The sequence below is a fragment of the Patescibacteria group bacterium genome, from assembly GCA_028692545.1.
Classification (GTDB): Bacteria; Patescibacteriota; Patescibacteriia; order UBA1558; family S5-K13; genus STD2-204.
Window position 1 is genome coordinate 1 of record JAQUXC010000002.1, and the last position, 21,149, is coordinate 21,149.

General features: G+C 28.7%; 15 protein-coding genes and 1 tRNA gene. 3 read left to right on the plus strand and 13 right to left on the minus strand.

Annotation, left to right across the window (positions count from 1 at the left end; translation table 11 throughout):
* The 5 genes from PHZ07_01005 to leuS all read right to left on the minus strand — a co-directional run.
* Nucleotides 1–7,069, minus strand: a 7,069-nt coding sequence (locus PHZ07_01005; protein MDD3284154.1) for a carbohydrate binding domain-containing protein, incomplete at its 3' end; no start/stop codon positions are given.
* 19 nt (nt 7,070–7,088) lie between these two features.
* The gene (locus PHZ07_01010; protein ID MDD3284155.1) at nt 7,089–7,913 is read right to left on the minus strand and encodes a hypothetical protein; all 825 of its coding nucleotides are present in this window, start codon (nt 7,911–7,913) and stop codon (nt 7,089–7,091) included.
* Nucleotides 7,914–7,977: 64 nt separating this feature from the next.
* Nucleotides 7,978–8,802 (minus strand): 16S rRNA (adenine(1518)-N(6)/adenine(1519)-N(6))-dimethyltransferase RsmA, encoded by an 825-nt coding sequence (gene rsmA / locus PHZ07_01015; protein ID MDD3284156.1) that lies wholly within the window; start codon nt 8,800–8,802, stop codon nt 7,978–7,980.
* Between the two features lie 3 nt (nt 8,803–8,805).
* Entirely contained in the window at nt 8,806–10,038 is a 1,233-nt protein-coding gene (locus PHZ07_01020) for an MFS transporter (protein MDD3284157.1), read from the minus strand.
* Nucleotides 10,039–10,121: 83 nt separating this feature from the next.
* Nucleotides 10,122–13,094 carry a leucine--tRNA ligase gene (gene leuS / locus PHZ07_01025; GenBank protein MDD3284158.1) on the minus strand — a complete coding sequence of 991 codons (2,973 nt, stop codon included), beginning with the start codon at nt 13,092–13,094 and terminating at the stop codon, nt 10,122–10,124.
* A gap of 225 nt (nt 13,095–13,319) precedes the next feature.
* Here leuS and PHZ07_01030 point away from each other — a divergent pair, with 225 nt between their 5' ends.
* A complete protein-coding gene (locus PHZ07_01030) occupies nt 13,320–14,564 on the plus strand; it encodes a M23 family metallopeptidase (GenBank protein MDD3284159.1) in 1,245 nt (414 codons plus the stop codon).
* Between the two features lie 54 nt (nt 14,565–14,618).
* Here PHZ07_01030 and PHZ07_01035 read toward each other — a convergent pair whose 3' ends face one another.
* On the minus strand, nt 14,619–15,290 hold the full coding sequence (locus tag PHZ07_01035) for a hypothetical protein (protein ID MDD3284160.1): 672 nt from the start codon (nt 15,288–15,290) through the stop codon (nt 14,619–14,621).
* 191 nt (nt 15,291–15,481) lie between these two features.
* Here PHZ07_01035 and PHZ07_01040 point away from each other — a divergent pair, with 191 nt between their 5' ends.
* Nucleotides 15,482–15,889 carry a MarR family transcriptional regulator gene (locus PHZ07_01040; protein ID MDD3284161.1) on the plus strand — a complete coding sequence of 136 codons (408 nt, stop codon included), beginning with the start codon at nt 15,482–15,484 and terminating at the stop codon, nt 15,887–15,889.
* A gap of 101 nt (nt 15,890–15,990) precedes the next feature.
* Here PHZ07_01040 and PHZ07_01045 read toward each other — a convergent pair whose 3' ends face one another.
* Nucleotides 15,991–17,295, minus strand: coding sequence for a PIF1 family DEAD/DEAH box helicase (locus tag PHZ07_01045; GenBank protein ID MDD3284162.1), 1,305 nt, complete (start codon nt 17,293–17,295; stop codon nt 15,991–15,993).
* Nucleotides 17,296–17,519: 224 nt separating this feature from the next.
* Here PHZ07_01045 and PHZ07_01050 point away from each other — a divergent pair.
* Nucleotides 17,520–17,595, plus strand: a tRNA-Lys gene (locus tag PHZ07_01050).
* Between the two features lie 130 nt (nt 17,596–17,725).
* Here PHZ07_01050 and PHZ07_01055 read toward each other — a convergent pair.
* From PHZ07_01055 to PHZ07_01080, 6 genes are all read right to left on the minus strand, one after another.
* Nucleotides 17,726–18,145, minus strand: a complete 420-nt coding sequence (locus PHZ07_01055) for a DUF2703 domain-containing protein (protein MDD3284163.1) — start codon at nt 18,143–18,145, stop codon at nt 17,726–17,728.
* Between the two features lie 21 nt (nt 18,146–18,166).
* Nucleotides 18,167–18,715, minus strand: coding sequence for a hypothetical protein (locus PHZ07_01060; protein ID MDD3284164.1), 549 nt, complete (start codon nt 18,713–18,715; stop codon nt 18,167–18,169).
* A gap of 1 nt (nt 18,716) precedes the next feature.
* Nucleotides 18,717–19,268, minus strand: coding sequence for a hypothetical protein (locus PHZ07_01065; protein MDD3284165.1), 552 nt, complete (start codon nt 19,266–19,268; stop codon nt 18,717–18,719).
* Nucleotides 19,269–19,340: 72 nt separating this feature from the next.
* Nucleotides 19,341–19,757 carry a hypothetical protein gene (locus tag PHZ07_01070; protein ID MDD3284166.1) on the minus strand — a complete coding sequence of 139 codons (417 nt, stop codon included), beginning with the start codon at nt 19,755–19,757 and terminating at the stop codon, nt 19,341–19,343.
* Between the two features lie 3 nt (nt 19,758–19,760).
* Nucleotides 19,761–20,435 (minus strand): hypothetical protein, encoded by a 675-nt coding sequence (locus PHZ07_01075; protein MDD3284167.1) that lies wholly within the window; start codon nt 20,433–20,435, stop codon nt 19,761–19,763.
* Nucleotides 20,432–21,148 (minus strand): aromatic aminobenezylarsenical efflux permease ArsG family transporter, encoded by a 717-nt coding sequence (locus PHZ07_01080; GenBank protein ID MDD3284168.1) that lies wholly within the window; start codon nt 21,146–21,148, stop codon nt 20,432–20,434. Before PHZ07_01080 ends, PHZ07_01075 begins: the two co-directional genes overlap by 4 nt.
* Nucleotide 21,149: the final 1 nt, after the last annotated feature.

Below are 21,149 nucleotides of genomic sequence, written 5' to 3' on the forward strand. Positions count from 1 at the left end.
ATGTATTAACAGTACTTCCTGCTGGTACAAAAATCAAAACATTACATCCACCTGCTCCAAAAACACCACAATATACTCTATCTTCAGGAGTTTTCCAATCATCTGCTATAGCACAAAGTTTTGCATCAAGTGGTACAAACTGATTTATATCTGCACTTTCTGCCATAGAAAATGAATCAATTTCACCACTAAGCATTTCAACAGGGTACCATGACAAACACCTATACTCTGCATTATCTCCTCTAGTATTATTTATTGCATATGATTTATCATACTCAAGGCAATATCCTTTTAAACCAATATGTTTTGTCTTGCTACCTATTGCTACATTGGTTTCATAAGGTGTATTTATAGAATCTGGAATTGTGCCTATTATATTACTCTCATCATATGGATAATAAAGTGTTTGTGATCCATATACTGCTTTTGTATAGTGACAATCACAGTTATCATTATTATCTATAATTTTATGTGGGCCATCGATATCTACAAAGTTAAAATTTGGTTGACATACATTTGCATTTTTGAAATTTGCAGATACTGTTTTTGGTATTACATATGAATCAGTAGAAGTTGAAATATCTGTGACCATATTATTTATTTCTGTCCAAGGAAATGGAGAATCAGCTTCTGGATACAATCTACAGGATTTACTTTGTGAATTAGATAAAACAGAAGGATTAAATGGACTAGAAAGAGGATTTTTTATACCTATTCCCATTTTATATACAAAATTATTATTATTTGCTGTATTTTTTACTATAATATGTCCCAAACTATAATCTGAAGTTGTAGTTGTCTTTATAGGACTAAGTGTATCTATTGGATAAAGTCCAGGAATAGAATAACCACTCAAGTCTAAATCTGACCAACTATAAGAGCCTCTATCCTGTCTATATGAATCTAATGTAAGAGGTTTGATATCACTGTTTCTTTTGAAAGGATGTGAACAGGAATTTCCATTGTCAGATACCTCATCACATGCTATTAGCGATATACAAGAACTTTTTACTTGACCGCTTCTTTCATCAAATGTCTTTGTTTGAGATCCACAAGTAGACCATTCTCCACATTCCCTATCTCTAGTAACCTTTAAAAGTTTATTTGTATCAGATGATTTGTAATCATCACCAGGAGATAAAACATTATTCACATAACTTTCATTTGCATTCCAAGATAAATTTGAATCTGCTGTATTATTAAATAATACACATCCTTCTTTTAGAGATGGATAGCTACAACTACTGTCATCTAGATTATCATTGTTTATATAATAATAATCACCTTCTACTTTATCAAAATTTATATCATCAAATAATATATGAGAACCAACAACTCCATCTACATAAAAAGCAACGCTACAGTAATTAGCACTAGACATAACTTTATATAATCCATATATATAATGCCAACCATTTTCAGAAACATCTTCTCTTATATAAGATTTGGAGCTCATATAAGGAAATGCAAAAGGAGTACTTGAACCTTCAAAGAAATTAGTAAAACTATTTGGATTTTGTCTACAATTCAAAAATGTAATTACAGATTCAGTTCCCGTTGCCATATTTCCATCAAATTTTACCCATGCACCCAATCTATATATATCTCCTGAATTTACAAAAAAGTTGTAGAGGTTACTGACTTCTGTATGTTTATATGCAAGCATATTCAATTTATCAGAACCTGATTGTGAAATTTGATAATCCAAAATATTTCCCCTATCTGGATCAGTTAGAGACGCTATAGCTCCAGTAGATAAACTTATACTACTGTCTTCAATATCCCAAAATGCTTTTGTCCATTGACTTGCAGAAGAAAAATTCAAATTATCTCCCAAATTTGTTGCTACATAATCTCTCATATTTTTATTGTCCAATGGATCTATAAACTCAGAACATCCACTTGACTCTTTATCACATACTGCAGCATACTCATTATTATATATATAGTCTCCAAGAAATGGTTTCCAAGAATCTGCTAAGTTATAAGACAAATTATCATAATTTTCATTGTACAATAAATAAGAACAATCCACTCCATCTTTTGTATAAAATCCAGCCTTTATATTATGTACCAAATCTACATCTTTGTATTCGCATTCCAATCCTCTAGGATGAATCTTGTATATTTTACTATTATCTGGTTTTGTAAATGCAACACAATTTTTATATTCATCTAGACACAAAATTTGTTTATCTGAAGAACCATATTTATCACTTGAAATATAATTGTCTGGATTATTTATAAGGTATGTATCATAATAGGTACTACTATCATCACTTACTCCAAGTGATCCACAACCTTTATTTGAAGATGAACATGAATATTTATCATCATCTACTATATAAACTATATCATCCTTTGGAACAACAACAGTACTGGTAGTAATGTTCGATGGTATAACATATGAATTATTTTTATAATAATATTTTCCTATATTACATTCTTTTCCATATGAATTAGTCTCATTTTCACAATAAGCATTAAACGTTTGCTGAAACGGCATATCTGAATTATGTGTATCTATCATTGCTTTGCAACCAACGTATTCTTCTTTGCATAAATTACTAAATTCATACAAATACACAGGGATATTATCCTTGTCTGTATATCTCTGACATCCAAGATAAGGAACAGCAGATCCATTTTCATCGGGATTATCTTCACCAAAACATACTTTTGGAGTATTCCATGAATCTTTTATCTTGTAAAAACTACTTTGAATTTCTTTCAAAACTATATTATCTATATATATACCATCTATATTATAAGTCGTATTATTAATAGCTACAGCAAATTTCAACGTCAAACTAGAACTATTTATATTTATACTTTCTGGACTTATTATAGATACTTCATAAAGAGCCCAATCTTCATTATCAACTGTAATACTCTGATTGAAGTCTAATATTTGATTACCTGATTGTGCCTTTGCTTTATTAAAAATGTTATTATAAAGGAACTGATCTTCAGAAGTACCTCCAAAAAAGTCAGATACACTATTACCACTGAATGTTTTTGCCCAAAAACTCAATATATACTTTTTGCCTGGCATAACATTAATACTTCCACTGTTATATGTTAAATTCATAACACTCATGCTACTAGCTGTGCCCCCTTCTATAGCAACTTTCATTGATTGTCCATTGTAATAAACAGATTCACTACTTGGCGCTTTATGGGTATCTAAACTACCAGATGAAGCATCCCAGCCATTTATAGAGCCACTTTCAAAACCTTCTTCTAGTAAATTTCTTACATTACCAGCATTATTACCGTCATATTTTGTACAACCAACATTTTTAGCACTACATTTTCTACTCAAAGATGGTGCTATTTTATACACTATTTTATCATCACTTTCTTCTCTTCTTAAATCTATACATTCATCTGTTATAGGTATTGTTTTTGACAATAATCTATTGTGAGCAATTGCATTTTCATCATAAAATGTTCTGCAATCCAAATCACTACTTGGATCACATTCTACTACATTACTTCCATTATCTAGACAATTTGTGCCACCAATTGTCACATTAGTACAAGGTGCATAACCATCAGCACTATATGAGTCTACTATATTACTTTTTAAAACTTTCCATGTCTTCAATTGATATGCCTCTGTGTCAGATCCTTCCCACGTATAATACAATGTTATTTCTGCTTCTTCTGGTTTTACACATTGCCTTATTCTATTATAATATTCCTTCGATTCTCCTCCTTTTTCTAATTTATCTAAATTTGTAAATAATTCACATGACTCTTCTGATCTAGGACAATCGGTAGCAGAGTTAGGGATAAAATTATTATCAATTGGAAATACCTCTACATTATTTTCAGTTGCTTCCATTTTATCAAAATATCCAGGGAACTCTGAAAAAGTATCAAAACCATTACATGCACTTGGGCATTTATCATTCTCAGAAATAACAGCAGGGATCATCGAAACAATTCCTTTTAACTCCGGATAATATGATGCACATCCAACATTTTCAAAAGAACATTGTTTGGCATATCCCGAGCATTCTGGCTTATTTGGATTTGTATCACATGAATAATATGATGGAGCCGTTTTTATATATTTGTTATTGGAACTACCATATTCTATATAAGAACTTGGATCTCCCTCACCATCACAATTAAAATAATTACCATTCCTAGTACAATAATTATTAATTTCTGAAAAACTATTTAACTCAAGTTGAACAGAATCTATATCAACATTACCAGAAAGACCCGTTAAAATTACGTGTGCATTTTGAGAATTTTTAGCCATATCTTTTGTAATATACAAATAACCACTCTTTCTTTCCCACTCATTATTTGTATTTCCAGAAAAAGATAAATCACTATTAGAGACATAAATTAATGGGTTAGTACCGCTTGGACACGTTCCTTCATTCTCACAAAATTTCAAATTAACAGATACAGCACCATTTCCTCTTACAGAGTAACTTAGTGTATACAAACCACCCGTTGGTAATTGAATTGGCATCCAAAGCCAATTAGATGGATTATTCACACCATCATTATCATATTTAAAATATTTAGAACCAGATAAAGCACCATCATCTTTTAATCCGCCTAAACTATTTTGCCAATCAGTTTCATATAACCAACCATCTGGCCTTTGATATCCATAAAAACCTTCTGTTTCTTCATCAATTTCAAAACTTCCATTTGGTACAAAATTTACACGCTGTTTTACTTCTATTAATTTATTACAAGAATCATTTGAATAGTCACATGTTTCTACGTTACTATTAAAATATATAGGATTAGATTCTTCATCCCAAGAACAAATCCCAGATTCATCGCATGACTTATCTTTCAAATATTCTCTACAACCAACTTCTTCTTGAGGACAACTTTTTAGTGTGTTTGTAAGATATGATTTTGATTCTTTCTTATCATCTACCAGTGTTGTACAAGTATTGAATTCACTATTACATTGATCACCTTTAAATCTCCAAATATTTTTTTCTTTTAGACAATAATCATATCCTCCAATACAATTACCAAAATCATCTTCTTTCAAACAGTGGGCGGTATCAGCACAATCAGTATAACGATTTGAACTTTCTGTCATTTCAAGTGCAGAATAATATCCTTCTAATCTACATTGTTGAATTGGGGCTCTCATAATCCAATTTGGATCTACAAGTCCACATAATTCAGATTCATCGAGCTCTTTTACCATACAGCCACCATCTTTCCATTCATAATATACAGTTTCAAATGGTCCAGAATAAATACATGCACTCTCGCTTGGATTACTTGATGTCATATCTGTAATATTATTTATGACACCATTTGAATCTGTCTCATATTTATAGCAATAACCTTTTGATGTTGCATTTCCTCCGTCCCACTTTGTTTGTATATTTAAATCATTTGAATTTCCAAATGACTCACATTCTGTTTTATTATCTTTATTTATAAAATAAGGGTCTGAAGAAAGAGGTCTCCATCCACAATATTTATCCAATACTGGAGTAGTTGAATTTCCGTCCTTATAATAATGCCCTTTCTTATCAAATTGACTTATTACATTATCAAGTGTACATCCCATAGAGCTACATCCTTCCGGTATTTTTTGAGATTGACCCATCTCATAAATATATGTAGCTGCTAATTCCCAACCAACAGGTATTATTCTTGCCTTTCTTAATTTTTGCATTGAAGTATAAGAATAACCCTCTTCTAAAGATGGTTCTCTTACAGAAGCAGAACTATTTATATCAATAAATCCAAAAAATCTATCTTTTTTCAAATAGTTTGCGTCTACTGCTTCTTTTAAGGATAACCCATCTCCTGATTGAGCTTTTCTAAGTAGTTGTGCAAACTCTGAATCAATAGATCCATTATTCAAACTACTTATAATATCATCACCCATGTCTGTTTCTAATTCTGTAATAATATCAATATCCTTTGCTGTAAGATTGTAAGATATTCTACTTATAGATTCAAAAATTCTATTTATAACATCAAGTGGACCTTTTATAGTATTAATTGAATAATCACCATAAGGTTGATCTTCTTCTGATATCAGTGGAGTATATTCTGGCTGAGGAGCTAATGATTCAAATAACCTTTGAACTAATTTGTTTAGACCTTCACTTACAAGAGTATTCAAAAATATATTTGCCGTATCGGCTGCCATACTACCCGTTGATATTTCAGATACTTTTTTTGTTTCAGCTCTTATAGCTGCTAAGTCCTCTTCTGATACCTGTGCTGGTTTTTTTATTCCACCGGTAATAATAGCTGTAGCAGGCTTTGCACTATCAGGATTAATCCTATTAAGTTCTGCTATTTTTTTGGCTTCTTCTGCAAATTGCGCAAAAGATAATTCTGTCATATTTACATACTGGATATCACTCTCTTTTACCTTTACCATATCTTTCACAAAATTCATCGCCGCATAAGAACTACTATCACCTGTAAGCTGTGCTAAAGAATTTCCATTTAATTTTACTAGAGAAGAAGGATCGTCTCTTAATTTATCAGCAAGTGATCCCCATTTTTTTTTCATATCATCTAAACTACATCTCGGTTCTGCCAACGGTGACGATCCACTTAATGAATATTTTGACAACTTTAATTGCATACCAAGTTTCACATCAAGACCACCAGGTGGTTCACATACATCTATAAAAACTCCTGTAGAGCTGGCTATACCTTTTGATATTTGATCTATAAAAGATGCACCAGCAGCATCTCCTGCTTTTTTGTTAAAATCTTTCCATCCATCCGTGGTCCAAAGAGCTTTTTGACCTGGTCCACCACCAACTACACTTTTTGCTGCTTCCTGAGCAAGCATATTCATATAAGTTTGCAAACCTTTTTTAAAAGCAATCGAAACTATATCTTTATATACTTTTGTATAGACCCAATTAACTTTGTCCCAAACAAAATTTGCTATCTTTGCAGCTAAATTAGTAGGATCGACAACCACTTGAGCATGGGCTGTTTTTGGCGCACAAAGAAAATTAAAATTAAAAACAAACAAAAATACTATGAGTAAAGATACTATACTTAATTTTTTGGTGTTTTTGTTTAGATACATTTATATTTAATTATTTATTTTATTGATCTATCTGCGTTTCATTCAAGGCTTCCAAATAAATTCTTTTTAAATCTTCATTTGAAATTTGATTCAAATTGTCTGCATCTGCCCCACCTTCTATCATCATATTTCTTATTTCATCAGGAGATAAATTTTGTAATTTTTGAAAATCATCTTCAGAAATATCTGGAATCTCTAAATCACTTTCTGAAGTATCTGGAGCAAGTCCTGAATCTTCAAAATTATAATTAGGATTATTTGCAGCCTTTACAACTTCAGCATGTATTTTATTCAAATCACTTTCTGAAAGTTGATCAATCATTGATTGCGAATAACCAGATTGCACCAATGCTTTTTTTATATCCTCTATTGTAAATGTCTGAGTTGTACCCGAAGAATCATTTATTATATTTGCTATATCAGCTGTATTTCCAATTTTACAACTATCATCTGTACACTCCGCTCCAGAAGAAACCATATTTATAATTTCATCATAATCAGATATACCATCACTATCAGTATCAACTAAATAAGGACTCGTTCCATAAACATATTCTTCCTCATAATCAGAAACTCCATCACCATCACTATCTTTTAATCTATTTAAATATTGAATAACTGGTTCCTTATCTTCCAAAACAATACTTGATTGAATAAATGGGCTTTTTATTTGCATAGTTATTTTCCAAATTCCAAATATAATAGCAAAGAAACCAACAAAAAAAATTAATCTAACAACAAAACTATCATCTGAAAAATGATCAATTATTGTTTTCTTTTTAATGACACTACTATCGCTAGATTTATCACTTGCAAAAAAAAGATTTTTTTCTTTATTATTCATAGTATAAAGAAATATATAAGGAATTAAAACAAATACCTTTTCTTAGAATTATTATACTAATTTTTTATGTTAATGACAAATTAATCCAATCATTTATACTTAATTTTTCTGCTCTTACATTTTCATCAAAACCAAGTTTGAAAAAAGTAGTCTTTAGAACATCCTTATTGATGTTTAATCCTATGCTCAAATTGTTAATTAATGTCCTTCTCTTAGAAGAAAATCCTATTTTTACAAACTGCCAAAATTTTTTTTCATCAAAATTAGCAAATGGACTTTTTTTATAAATAGAAAATTTTATAACCGCTGAATCTACATCTGGACTAGGATAAAAACTATCTCTTTTTACATCGAAAAGATATTCTGTATGAGAATAAAGATTACACATTATAGAAAGTTTTGACCACTTTCCATCTTTGTTTATTATCCTATTTACCACCTCTTTTTGAAGCATTAAAATCATTTCTTTTGGTTTATATTTTTGCCCTAAAAATATTCTCAAAAACATAGAAGTTATATTGTAAGGAAGATTTGAAATAATTTTATAATTTTCTAAAAACTCTTTTAAAAAAACTTCTTCTGGATTTATCTTCAATATGTCTAATTCAATAATTTCAAAATTTTTAGATTCTGAAAGTGGCTTTAAAAACTTTACAAGATTTTTATCAAGTTCTACAACTTTTAAATTAATGTCTTTTTTTACAAGTTCTCTTGTAAGTGTTCCGATACCTGGACCAACTTCTAAAATATTATCACCCTGTTTCAAGTCTGAAGAATCAATAATTTTTTCTAAAATATTTTCTGAAATCAAAAAATTTTGCCCTTTAGATTTTGACGGCAAAATTTTATTAACTTTCAATAAACGCTGTGTATCATCTAATAAACTCATAAATTATTTGAACATATAAAATAATGATAATATACCTGCAAATACAAAACTAGCTGTAAAAAAATCTTTAAAAGAAACAAAAATAATAGAGAAAGCAAATAAAAAAAGACACGCTAATATCTTGCCAATACTAAGACCTGCTTCAAAACTTACTACTGCTTCCATTATACTATTATCATTTTCATCTTTTGTTCCTTTATAGCCCTCTCTTGCACTTTCATAAATAATAGATCTCATTGAAACATCAATCCCTGATTTTGCAGTTTTTGAAGCTGTATCAAAAATAAATATTGGTATTATTGTTCTTGTAAAAGTTTTTGCAATCCATGTAAAAGCATAAAAAAATGAACTAAGTCTCAAAATAATTTTTTTATCCCTTTTATCACATATTTTTCCTATATAAAGAGTTGCTATAAGCATAATCATAGTAGAAATTCCGGATAATATTCCTATTTTTTCATAACTAATAATGATAACCGACATAAATATAGGCCAAAAAACCATAGCAATAAGCTCTTCTGCATATCCAATATATGAAAATAAACTTTTAAAATTTTTCTTTTTGAAAATATCCTTAAGAATAAAAGAATATTTAAAATCTCTTTTTGTAAACTCTTCTTTCGTAATAAGCATTGGTAAATTTGATATCAAAAAAAGAAGAGATACTATTATAAAAAGCACACTAAACCCAAAATAAGTAATTATTAAGCCTCCTATTATTGGACCAAGTACGAACATAAGTGAACTAGAAATAGAATATGAACTAATTTCTCTTCCTTCTTCTGTATTTGTAGAATTATGAGCAAAATCAGCATGAAATGCTGGCCAATAAAAAGATTTTTGTATTGCATAAATTAACATTGCAACACAAAATAATATTGGAAAACTTGGAATTAAAAAAAGTGAAAGATAAAAAAATATATAAAGACAACTACCAATAAACATTCCATTTTCATAACCATAACGATTTGCAAACTTTGCACCATATGGCATTATAAAAAAATATAAAATATAAACAAAAAAATAAAATATAGCAATATTTGAAACGGAATATCCCATTCTATACAAATAAATTGGCTCAAAAATTTGAACCATCGCAAGTGCCAAATTTATTATCATATTTGATACAAATAGCTCTCTTGCTTGACGTCTCATTCTATATGGTAGAAAATTTCTAAAAAATTTTATTATTTCTTTTTTGTTCATTTTTATTTTTAATAATATATATTTTGTCATACAGCTTATAATGTTGATCCCGTAACGTACAACGTAATACGTAATACAAAAATGGCCTCAAAACCGTCTAACGTACAACGTTTTTAACTAACAACTATATTTACTATTTTATTTTTTATATAAATAAATTTCAAAATATTTTTATTCTCTAAATAATTTTTTACATTTTCAATTTGTAAAATAAGATTTTTTAATTCTTCTTCTTTTATATCAACACTTACCACAACACTTGCTCTAAGTTTACCATTTACTTGTACTGGAATATTTACCTTATTTTCTATTATTAATCTTTTGTCATATTTTGGCCACACCTGATTACATATGAAATTATTATTTTTTAAAATTTCCCAAATTTCCTCAGATACATGAGGTGCAAAACATGAAAGCATTATAAGATAAGAATCTACTAATTCTCTTTTTGGATTTTTTAATAAACTAAGTTCTTTGAAATAAATCATAAGCGAACTTATTGCAGTATTGAACTTGAAAGATTCAATATCTTCAGAAACTTTTTTGATAGTTTTATGTAATAATGATTCTAATTTCTCGTGTTTATCATTTCCATATTTTAAATCCAAAAAATACTGCCAATTTTTATCCAAAAATCTTCTTTGTCCACGAATTCCATCAGTATTCCATGGCTTTGGATCTTCAAGTGGACCCATAAACATTTCATACATTCTAAAACTATCTGCACCAAATTCGTCTATTACCTCATCTGGATTTACTACGTTACCAAGAGATTTACTCATTTTTTGACCATCTGTTCCAAGTATAAGACCTTGATTTATAAGTTTCAAAAATGGCTCATCAAAATTCAAATACCCCGTATCTCTTAAAACTTTTGTAAAAAATCTAGAGTATATCAAATGCCCTACAGCATGCTCTGCTCCACCAACATAAGTATCTACTGGCATCCATTTTTCTATATTTTCTTTTGAACAAAATTCTTGATCATTGTTTGGATCTAGATACCTATAATAATACCAAGAATTATCTACAAATCCATCCATTGTATCAAGCTCTCTTTTCGCATTACAACCGCATTTTGGACATTTTACATTTTCATTAAATTGTTTTGAAGACGCAAGTGGTGATTTTCCTGTAGGTCGAAAATCTGTTACATCATCTGGAAGTAAAACGGGCAAATCAATTTCTCTCACTTCTACCATTCCACATTTATCACAATAAATAATAGGAATTGGGGCCCCCCAATAACGCTGACGAGAAACAAGCCAATCTCTTATTTTATATTGAACAGTTAATTTTCCACTTGCCTTTTCTGTAATTTTTATTTTTGCATCTTCTGAATTCATTCCATCAAATTCTTCTGAGTTTAACATTATTCCACTTGCCTCAGTTGCTCTAATTCTACTTTCAATATCTTTAATTATTTCTGGAAATTTTTTTACACCAGTACTTTCACTAAAATGTCCATAATTTTCAAAAATTTTATATTCAGCTTTTAATACTTTTTCCAATTTTTCTTTTTCGCTTAATTCAATATATGGATCATTGTCAGAAAAATATGCATAAATTTTAAAAACATTTGATTGTATTTTTTTGTAATCAATTTTTTCTTTCAAAAAATTTATAGCAAATTCAACATTATCATCAGAAAATGCGTCACTATTTTTTATTTTTTCTTCACTCATAAATTCTGTTGCAGGAGCAACGAGAAATAATTTATCAACTTTTAAATTTATCTTATTTATCAAATGCATAAGAGCTGGTGCTCCCATACTATGACCTATCAAAATATCACTTTCTGTAAAATCAGCTACAAATGGTTTTAATGCTTCAATCCATTTTTTGACAACCGGTTTATCACTATCAGGCATATCAGGAACTATTACTTCATAATTCATTTTTTCCAAATCTTTTTTAAGAGACAAATACCAATTACTCTTTGAACTTCCAGATATACCATGTAAAATCAAAACTTTTTTCCTTCTGTTTGATTTTACAACATCTATTATTGATAAATTAAATTTATTTGCAAATTCAAAATCCCTTTCATCGTGAGCAGGAACACACATTATAGCTCCAGTTCCATATGAAGATAAAACATAATCTGAAATATAAATTGGAATTTCTTTTTTATTTACTGGATTAATAGCTTTTGTCCCACATAGCTCTACCCCTGTTTTATTTTTATTCAAATCTGTTCTTTCAAGATTACTTTTTTTTGAAGTAGTTATTATATATTTTTTTACTTCATCAAAATTTTGTATTTTGTCTTTCAATTCTTCTACTAATTTATGTTCTGGGGTAAGCACTATATATGTAGATCCATACAAAGTATCAGGACGAGTAGTAAACACTTTTATTTGTTTATTAAAATCTTTTATTTGAAAATCAATTTCTGCACCATCTGATCTTCCTATCCAATTTCTCTGCATTGTCTTTAGTGCCTCTGGCCAATCAAGTTTATCCATATCAGACAATAACTCTTCTGCATATTTTGTAACTCTAAAAAACCACTGTTCCAAATCTTTTTGAACTACTTCATTTTTACATCTCTCACATCTTCCATCTACAACTTGTTCATTTGCCAAAACTGTATTGCATGACTGACACCAATTTACAGGAGCTAATTTTTTGTAAGCCAAACCATTTTTATACAACAAAAGAAAAAACCATTGACTCCATTTATAATAATTTGGATCGGAAGTATTTATAACTCTTTCCCAATCATAACTAAAACCAAAGCTTTTTATTTGTTTTGTAAAGTTTTTGATATTATCTTCTGTACTTTTTTTTGGATGAACCCCTATTTTTATAGCATAATTTTCTGCTGGCAAACCAAACGCGTCCCAACCTATAGGATGTATAACTTCAAAATCATTCATCTTCAAATATCTACAATAAATATCTGTAGCAGTATATCCTTCTGGATGTCCAACGTGGAGTCCTGCAGCACTTGGATATGGAAACATGTCAAGAACATATCTTTTTTGTTTTTTTGAGTTATTGGAAACACAAAATATTCTCTCTTTTTCCCATATTTCCTGCCATTTTTTCTCTATTTCTCTATGATTATACGATTGATTCATAAAATTAAAAAAATTAACGATTGTTATATTGAATTAATATTATATTAGCAAGCATTGACCTAAAATTCAACATACTTTACTATTAAATACACGAAGTAGTAAATAAAAAATAACCATAAAAATATATATACTAGAATAAAACAATATTTAATACTTTCTATTATATACACAATTAAAATAACCAAATATACACTTATTTGGTCTTTTACGTTCTTATACAAATTTTTGAATTTCATATTTTGGCCTATTTGGAAAATATTCAAACCGCTAATTTTGAGACTTTATCACCTAATAATAAAAATAAAAATCTTAAAGCATAAAAAAGAAAAAGATGAAAATATAGTACAACTAACAGATAATAAAACAAATAAAAAAACTTTTTCTTATTTTTTGTTTATATTAGTTGGACTAATAACTCTTACAAATAATATTTTTGCAAAACTTCCCGAACCAGAAGAATTTGCAAAAAATACCATAATAGCAAAAATAATAATTTCTCAAAATGAAAATTATTTTTACAATGAAATAATCACAGAAGAGGGACCAGCTGTAATAGCAAAAAACAATGTAGAATATGAAGGAAGTGCTATGGAAGCACCTCTACCAACATTACAAACCACAACAGACAATCCAATATTTACAAACATAATATCAACAGAGGAAAACTCCGCACTTGTCGCAAGTCACTTGTCAGATGAATCACTAAAAGAACAACCAAGAGATAAGGTTATTTCATATGTAGTAGAAACTGGAGATACTGTAAGTGGAATAGCTCAAAAATTTGGAATAAGTGTAGCAACAATATTATGGAGCAATGACCTGACTTATTACAGTATGATAAAACCAGGAAATATATTAAAAATACCTCCTACTACAGGATTGATTTATACTGTATCAAAAGGTGACACACTTTCATCTATTGCAAAAAAATATTCCGCTGATGCAGACAAAATACTTGCAACAAATAAATTATCTACTGCAGATCAAATATCTATTGGATTAGAATTAATAATTCCAGATGGAATAAGGCCTGCTGATAAAATAGTTGCAACAAAAATAACTAATACAAAAAATATAATAATTCCTTCAAAGGCTGAAATTACAAATACAGGCACAAAGCTTTTATGGCCTGCTACTGGTAGAATTACTCAATATTATTCATGGAGACATACAGGACTTGATATTGCTGCTAAATCAGGAACAGCGGTATATGCCGCTGAATCAGGAACAGTAGAAACATCAGGATGGAATGCTGGTGGCTATGGTTACTACATAATTATCAACCATGGTAATGGAATACAAACTCTATATGCTCACTCTAGTAAACTCTTAGTATCAAAAGGAGAAAAAGTATCTCGTGGACAAACCATCATGCTCATGGGCTCAACAGGAAGATCTACTGGATCACATTTACATTTTGAAGTAAGAGTTGGCGGATATAAGAAAAATCCATTGAGTTATATTAGATAATTAAAATAAAAAGACTCTTTTAAAAAGTCTTTTTATTTTATAATTATATTGTTACTATTTTACTTCAAATGTCTTAATCATTTGATTCATCAACACTTCTGACTTTGAATTAAAATAAAAAACTTTATCCTCAACCTTTAACAATACACCTGTTAATCCTTGTGATTCTGAATTACCCTTTAAGACAAAACCACTTATTCCATTTATAGTAATATTAGATAAATCACTATAAGCAAAATGCTTAATCTTTACAAAATCATTAAGTATTATATTTGAATCAGTTTTGTATATTAATAGATTGACTGATTGCAAATCACTCGGCATATTTCCTGGATTGTATTGACTAGGATTTTTGTAATTAGACCAAGTTGTATCACCACCAATAAAATTATTATCTTCTACAGGTCCTCTAAGAGTAAAATCCTTCTCTGAATATGTTGCGTCAACATACCAATTTGATGGATATTTAACACTGTAACTATATTTTATATTTTGGTATGTCTTTAAATTATTTTCAATATTAGACTCTTCTTCATTACTTTGTTGATCTTTTGTATCTAGGATAACTTGATCATTATTATTATCTTGTATCACATTTTCCGAATTAGATAAATTGTCGTTTTCATTATTTTTTGTTTTATCAGTTTTGAAAAGAAGAATACCAACAACAGAAAGCAAAAAAACAAAAACAACCATGAAAATGATGTTAAGTGTCTTTTGATTCATTTTTTTAGTATTAATTATTAATTTAATTTATAAAAACATTATAATACAAAATTTCAAAAAGTCTAATTTTTCATATTAGTTTTGATTAAAAAAAGCTTGACATGTCAGCTATTATAAAATATACTTGATATATCAATCAGCCCAAGGCTGATCCGCCTTTGGCGAAAAATACCAATAATAACAATAAATTTATGAATAAAAAATTGGAATTGTTGATGCAACTTACAAAAGTAAACTCTATAGTATCTCGCCAAATTAGTGGGCATGGATTGGCTTTTAGTGATTTTATGATCCTTTATTTGATTGATTCTACACCAGAGCAAAGATTAAGAAGAGTTGACCTAGCAGAACTCATGGGACTTACTGCGTCAGGGGTAACACGAATGATTTTGCCAATGGAAAAACTAGGAATAATAGAAAGAAATGATGATAAAAACGATGCAAGAGCAAGGTATTCAAAGCTGACAAATGCTGGTAAAAATTTATTGAAAGATGCAACAACTACAATAACTTTTAAGGTGGAAGACTTGTTGCCTAAAATTAGTAAAAAAGAAATTGATAAAATGTTAGAAATATTTTATTCTATAAAAAACAATTAATATATATAAATAAAACTATATATAAAAAATCTTTAGCTGAAGCAAAAAGATTAATGAAATTGATTGAAGACCCTCATGGAATAATTTTTTATAAATTATTATCACTCCATAATTAATGATGATTGTTTTTTGTAAACTTTGGGACTCATATCACTCTTTGCTTTTTGAGAAAGAATCAGAAGCTCTTTTTCATAGTCAAAAACTTGAGGATTCAACTTATAAGCCATTTCATTTATTCCCAGTAAATATAATCCTTCCAAATTAGTCAAACGAGACAAAGCAACATACCCCATTCCATAACCAAAAGAACGACTTAAATCAATTTCTGCAGCTTCAAGTGTCATACCCTGACTTTTATGAACAGTAATAGCATATGCTAGGCGAAGTGGAACCTGATTAATTTTTGCCAAAATTTTATCTTCACTATCAATTGTCCAACTATCAATTGTTACCGAAACTTCTTTGCCAGAATTCAAACGAACAATAGGAAAACCACTTTCATCAAAATCAATAATTACTCCCATACTACCATTTATATAAATTGCCTTTTCGTTTTTGAATTTATTTTTTACAAACATAACTTGTGCACCTTTTTTTAAAATCAAATCTTCTGGTGCTAAACAATTTTTTTTCAAAGATTCTACTAATTTTTTTTCACCACTACTCGTCATACGATAAATAATCTCTGGGGAATTTATTTTTTTGAGTTCATTGTTATTTATAACATCAACATCAATATTATGAGTAAACAATTTAATTGGTTTAATTTTTGTTTTTATTTTTTGATTCATTCTACTTTTTAACAAATCAACTATTTCAGAACTAATATCGTTTTCTCTCAAACCCTTCAAAACCCGTGTCATACTTTTATCATTCTGACGATATTGTTCACTCAAATAACAGACACGCAAATCCATATCTCTCCAAATATTAGATTTATAAACAAATTCTGCTTCTCCTGTGCCAGGAGATATTGGAGGAAGCTGAAAAAAATCTCCAGACATAATTACCTGAATTCCGCCAAAAGGCAAAAAATTCTTCTTGAAGGCCTGACAAACTGTATCAATCATATCTAATCTATGAGCATGCAACATTGATATTTCATCAATTACCAAAACCTCAACTTTTTCAAATTGTTTTTTTAAATAAGATCTTTTTGTAAGAGTGCTAATATCTTTCTTACTTAATTGATCTTTGATTCCTATACCAGCCCAAGAATGAATAGTACGACCACCAATATGAGTTGCTGCAATACCAGTAGAAGCTGTTATCGCTACCGCAACACCGGTTTTTTTTAAATGAGTAATATATTGATTTAACAAATACGTCTTACCACTTCCTGCTGGACCAGTAAGAAGAACATTGTGACCCAATTTTAATATAGCCAAAGCTTCATGTTGTTTCATATCTTAATAGTATAATACATAGTAATGAAAAATTACTAATTTAAAATATTTAAAAAATGTTCTCACCAAAACTTATATATTGATTTTTATCAAAAATATGATAATCTTATACTATTAAACTTAATAATCATGCATTGTTTCCGCCGAAAGCGGATCAGCCTCTGACTGAAGCTTCTTTATAAAATATAAATAAAAGTTATAGGTTTAACAAATTACAATTACATGCGCTGTTAGCTCAGTTGGTAGAGCAGTTGCCTCTTAAGCAAACGGTCGGAGGTTCGAGTCCTCCACGGCGCACCATTCTTTGAGAGGTTCGAGAGACCGCAATGCTTCATCGTGGTAAGAATCATAAAATACCTAGAAATAGGTGTTTTTTTGTTTTGTTTTATTTAGTAGAATAAATTTCAAATAATTATAGTTCTATATTTATTTAAAAATTTAAAACTTTTAAAGCTGAATCAATAATCAATTCGTACGGAATAGTCTCATATGATTTGTTTCCCACTTCAACTGTTCTACATTTTTCATCTCCACAAACATCACAACACTGACTTTCTCCTGTTTTAGCTTTTATTATATCATCAAGTAATTGCCCATTTAATAAAATCTGATTTGATTTAAGTGGATCTTTTTTAAATTCTTCAAGTGTTATTTCTTCTTTTTGTAAAATTACCTCAATTCCTAATGGATTTAATTTTTGTTTAAGCTGTATAACTGCTTTATCTAGTTCATCCTCCGTAGAACCACATCTTGGACAAGTACTTCCTTGCGAAATTAGTCTTCGCCAGACTATTGTAAGATTTTTTTCAACGTCTTTATTACAATCACACTGACAATTACACTTATTCATATTTTTATTATTTTTAATAATTTATTCAATGCAACAATCAATAGCTTTTTTTACAAGTGTACTAAGTTTTCCCATAAAGCCTTTTTTTTCTGTATCTTTTTTATTCAAAGCCTCATCATCTATTTTTTTAATATCGCCTACATTTAACAATTTCATATTTAGTCCCCAGAATAATGAGTATAAGCTATATGCTTTTTCAAATAAATCATAGGCTTCTTGTTTTTTTTCCATTCCAAGCTGTTTTGTACCTACTTCCATAAGTCGCATTGACGCAGCAAGTAAATGTTTTGAAATACACCAGACTTCTCCCTCGTATTCTTTGATAATTTTCTTTAGTAATTCTTTTCTCATTTCTCTAACATCTTTTATCATGTCATAATATTCTGTTTTCTGAAGTTTTGCACCAGTAAAGAAGAAATGTTCTTCAATACTTATAAGATTCATTATCGCAATACTTAAATCTTGATCAGAAGACAAATCCATTTTTTCTTGTTTTTTCATGTTATCAACTTTTTGAATAAATTCATCAAGATTTTTTATTGGATTTTGATTGTTGTTTGTTTTTTGCATATTATTGTTTGGTTAAAAAATAAAATATTATACTTAAAATAATAATTGGGGAAATTGGCATAACAACTTTTTGAAATGGAAAATAAGCATGTCCATTATTTTTTTCTTTTAGATAAAAATACCAACTTGTGCCAAACCAAAATCCTATACTTCCGACTATAATTCCAAAAAGAAGTTTATCTAAACCACATGCACAGAAAGTGTTCAATGGATTACCTATAATTTTAGAATAGTAAAGTGGAATAATTACAAGTAAAAAATATACTAGAATATCTGCAAAAATTCTTCCCTTAAAATGTATATTTTTCTTGTCTAACCAACTTTCAGTCCAGCTAATCATAGAAATTATTAAACCACCAATCCATAATCCAGTTATAGTATCGTCAATCCCTATCCATCTAGAAAATCCAACACCTGAAGCAACTGCAATTGTACAAATTGGACAAACAGCTAAAACTTGCTTTGTTATTAACAGGTTTAGGCCAAAGATTGATAATACAAATATAATAATTTTTTTCAACCCATTAGATATTTTTTTCTTGTTGTGTGTCATATAATTTTGTTTTTAATCCATATAGATAATATATTATTTTATTCAATATAGCATCTAATGGATTTCATATATTTATCCGTTTATTTTTAATTTGAAAAAATTTATAATATCCTCATCTCCCATGTAACATTTTGTTCCATCCCAAAGAAAAGGAACACCTATTGTATTATTTGGTATTTTACAAATATTTGCTTTTTCAATTAATAAGTTTGCATTTTCTTTACTTGAATAGATTTCTTTTTCTGCAAATGTTAATTTACTCTTTATTTTATTTTCTTCTATGTATTGATCCACTATTTTACAATGAGGACAACCATCTCCATAAAAAAGTATAATATTGCTTATTGGTTTTGAATTTTGTTTTATTATATTTTCCTCTAAATTATTATTTTCATTTGTTTGTTTATTTTTTTCTCCAACAAGCATAAACAATGAGAATATTAAAGCACAAACGAACAAAATTGTTGGAATTATTGGTTTTTTAAGCATACTTTAATTATTAATTATTAAATTATTTATTAAATCTTTATTTATTTTATTATAACAACTTCCATTACAATATACCGTTGGTCTACGAGATAATTTCAATCTATTTCCATTATCCTCTAAAACATGAACTATCTTAGCTTTTGTATAATCAGTATTTTCCCAAGAAGTAATAACAATTCCTTTATCTAAATAATCATAAATATTATCTACTTTTTTAATTTTTTGAATACTAATATTATTTTTTATTGATTCGATATCTAAATCTGTGTATATGGAATATTTTTTTAATTCATCTATATAAATTGTAATTTCCTGATTTCCTAAAAAAGAATAACCATCTGATATTACAAGAGAGTCTAATTTGGGTTCTTCTGGTTTTAGGGTTCTTCCTCCCAATATAATATCTACCAATTTATTTTCTAAAAGCTCAATGCTTTCAGATGTTGAATTTGTCCTAATGATTTCATATTTATTATTATCTATATTTTTCAATAATTCATAACAAGTCGGACAAGCGGCGATTTTTATTTTTATCGGACAAGCGGCGATTTTTATTTTTATTTGTTTTGGATATTTTTTTTCTGTTAGTTGACTTTCTTTTTTATCAAAAATAATTAAAAAGGTTGTTGTGATAGTAATTATAAAAAACAAAAGTATCATAATTATTTTATTTTTCATAAAGCAATTAAATATTTAATTAAAAATTGCATATAGTAAATTCCAGTTATAATAAAAATTGATGCAACTATATATCTTAACCATTTTTCTATTTTTTGAACTACCTTAAATGCTTTACCAACAATTCCTATACTAAATGCAAGTAAAAAAGAAAAAATAATTACTGGTAGTCCTGTACCAAGTGCAAATAATGGTGGCAAAAACAAACCAAAAGATGAGCTAAGTGTCAATGGAATCAGTATTCCAAAAAATAATACTCCACTATATGGACAAAAGGCCAATGCAAAAAGCATTCCCAGAGCCATTGAACCCAAATGTCCTTTATTTGATAAATATATTTTTATTTTTTCAATTGTTTGATTATTATTTTTGATGTTAATCTTTATAATGCCAAACATTATTAGTCCAAGTACTATCAAAATTAAACCTAATACTTTATCTCCCCAACCTTGAAATATTCTTGAGACTTGAAAAGATGATAATCCAAAATAAATCAAAGTAGCAAGTAATGTATAGCTTATGCCACGACCAATAGTATAAAAAAGTCCAGATAAAATTGTATATTTTGGTGTTTTTATATCTTTAGAGATAAAAGCAACGGCAGTAATATTTGTAGCGAGTGGACAAGGACTAATAGATGTCAAAATACCAAGAAGAAAAGCTGAAAGAGCTGGTATATTATAATTGTTTATTAAAGAATTTATAAAATCCATA

What these genes read in the sequence shown, in the direction of transcription:
- PHZ07_01010 (MDD3284155.1), bottom strand. Translation starts at nt 7,913, where the DNA reads ATGAATAATAAAGAAAAAAATCTTTTTTTTGCAAGTGATAAATCTAGC.
- rsmA (MDD3284156.1), bottom strand. Translation starts at nt 8,802, where the DNA reads ATGAGTTTATTAGATGATACACAGCGTTTATTGAAAGTTAATAAAATT.
- PHZ07_01020 (MDD3284157.1), bottom strand. Translation starts at nt 10,038, where the DNA reads ATGACAAAATATATATTATTAAAAATAAAAATGAACAAAAAAGAAATA.
- leuS (MDD3284158.1), bottom strand. Translation starts at nt 13,094, where the DNA reads ATGAATCAATCGTATAATCATAGAGAAATAGAGAAAAAATGGCAGGAA.
- PHZ07_01035 (MDD3284160.1), bottom strand. Translation starts at nt 15,290, where the DNA reads ATGAATCAAAAGACACTTAACATCATTTTCATGGTTGTTTTTGTTTTT.
- PHZ07_01040 (MDD3284161.1), top strand. Translation starts at nt 15,482, where the DNA reads ATGAATAAAAAATTGGAATTGTTGATGCAACTTACAAAAGTAAACTCT.
- PHZ07_01045 (MDD3284162.1), bottom strand. Translation starts at nt 17,295, where the DNA reads ATGAAACAACATGAAGCTTTGGCTATATTAAAATTGGGTCACAATGTT.
- PHZ07_01055 (MDD3284163.1), bottom strand. Translation starts at nt 18,145, where the DNA reads ATGAATAAGTGTAATTGTCAGTGTGATTGTAATAAAGACGTTGAAAAA.
- PHZ07_01060 (MDD3284164.1), bottom strand. Translation starts at nt 18,715, where the DNA reads ATGCAAAAAACAAACAACAATCAAAATCCAATAAAAAATCTTGATGAA.
- PHZ07_01065 (MDD3284165.1), bottom strand. Translation starts at nt 19,268, where the DNA reads ATGACACACAACAAGAAAAAAATATCTAATGGGTTGAAAAAAATTATT.
- PHZ07_01070 (MDD3284166.1), bottom strand. Translation starts at nt 19,757, where the DNA reads ATGCTTAAAAAACCAATAATTCCAACAATTTTGTTCGTTTGTGCTTTA.
- PHZ07_01075 (MDD3284167.1), bottom strand. Translation starts at nt 20,435, where the DNA reads ATGAAAAATAAAATAATTATGATACTTTTGTTTTTTATAATTACTATC.
- PHZ07_01080 (MDD3284168.1), bottom strand. Translation starts at nt 21,148, where the DNA reads ATGGATTTTATAAATTCTTTAATAAACAATTATAATATACCAGCTCTT.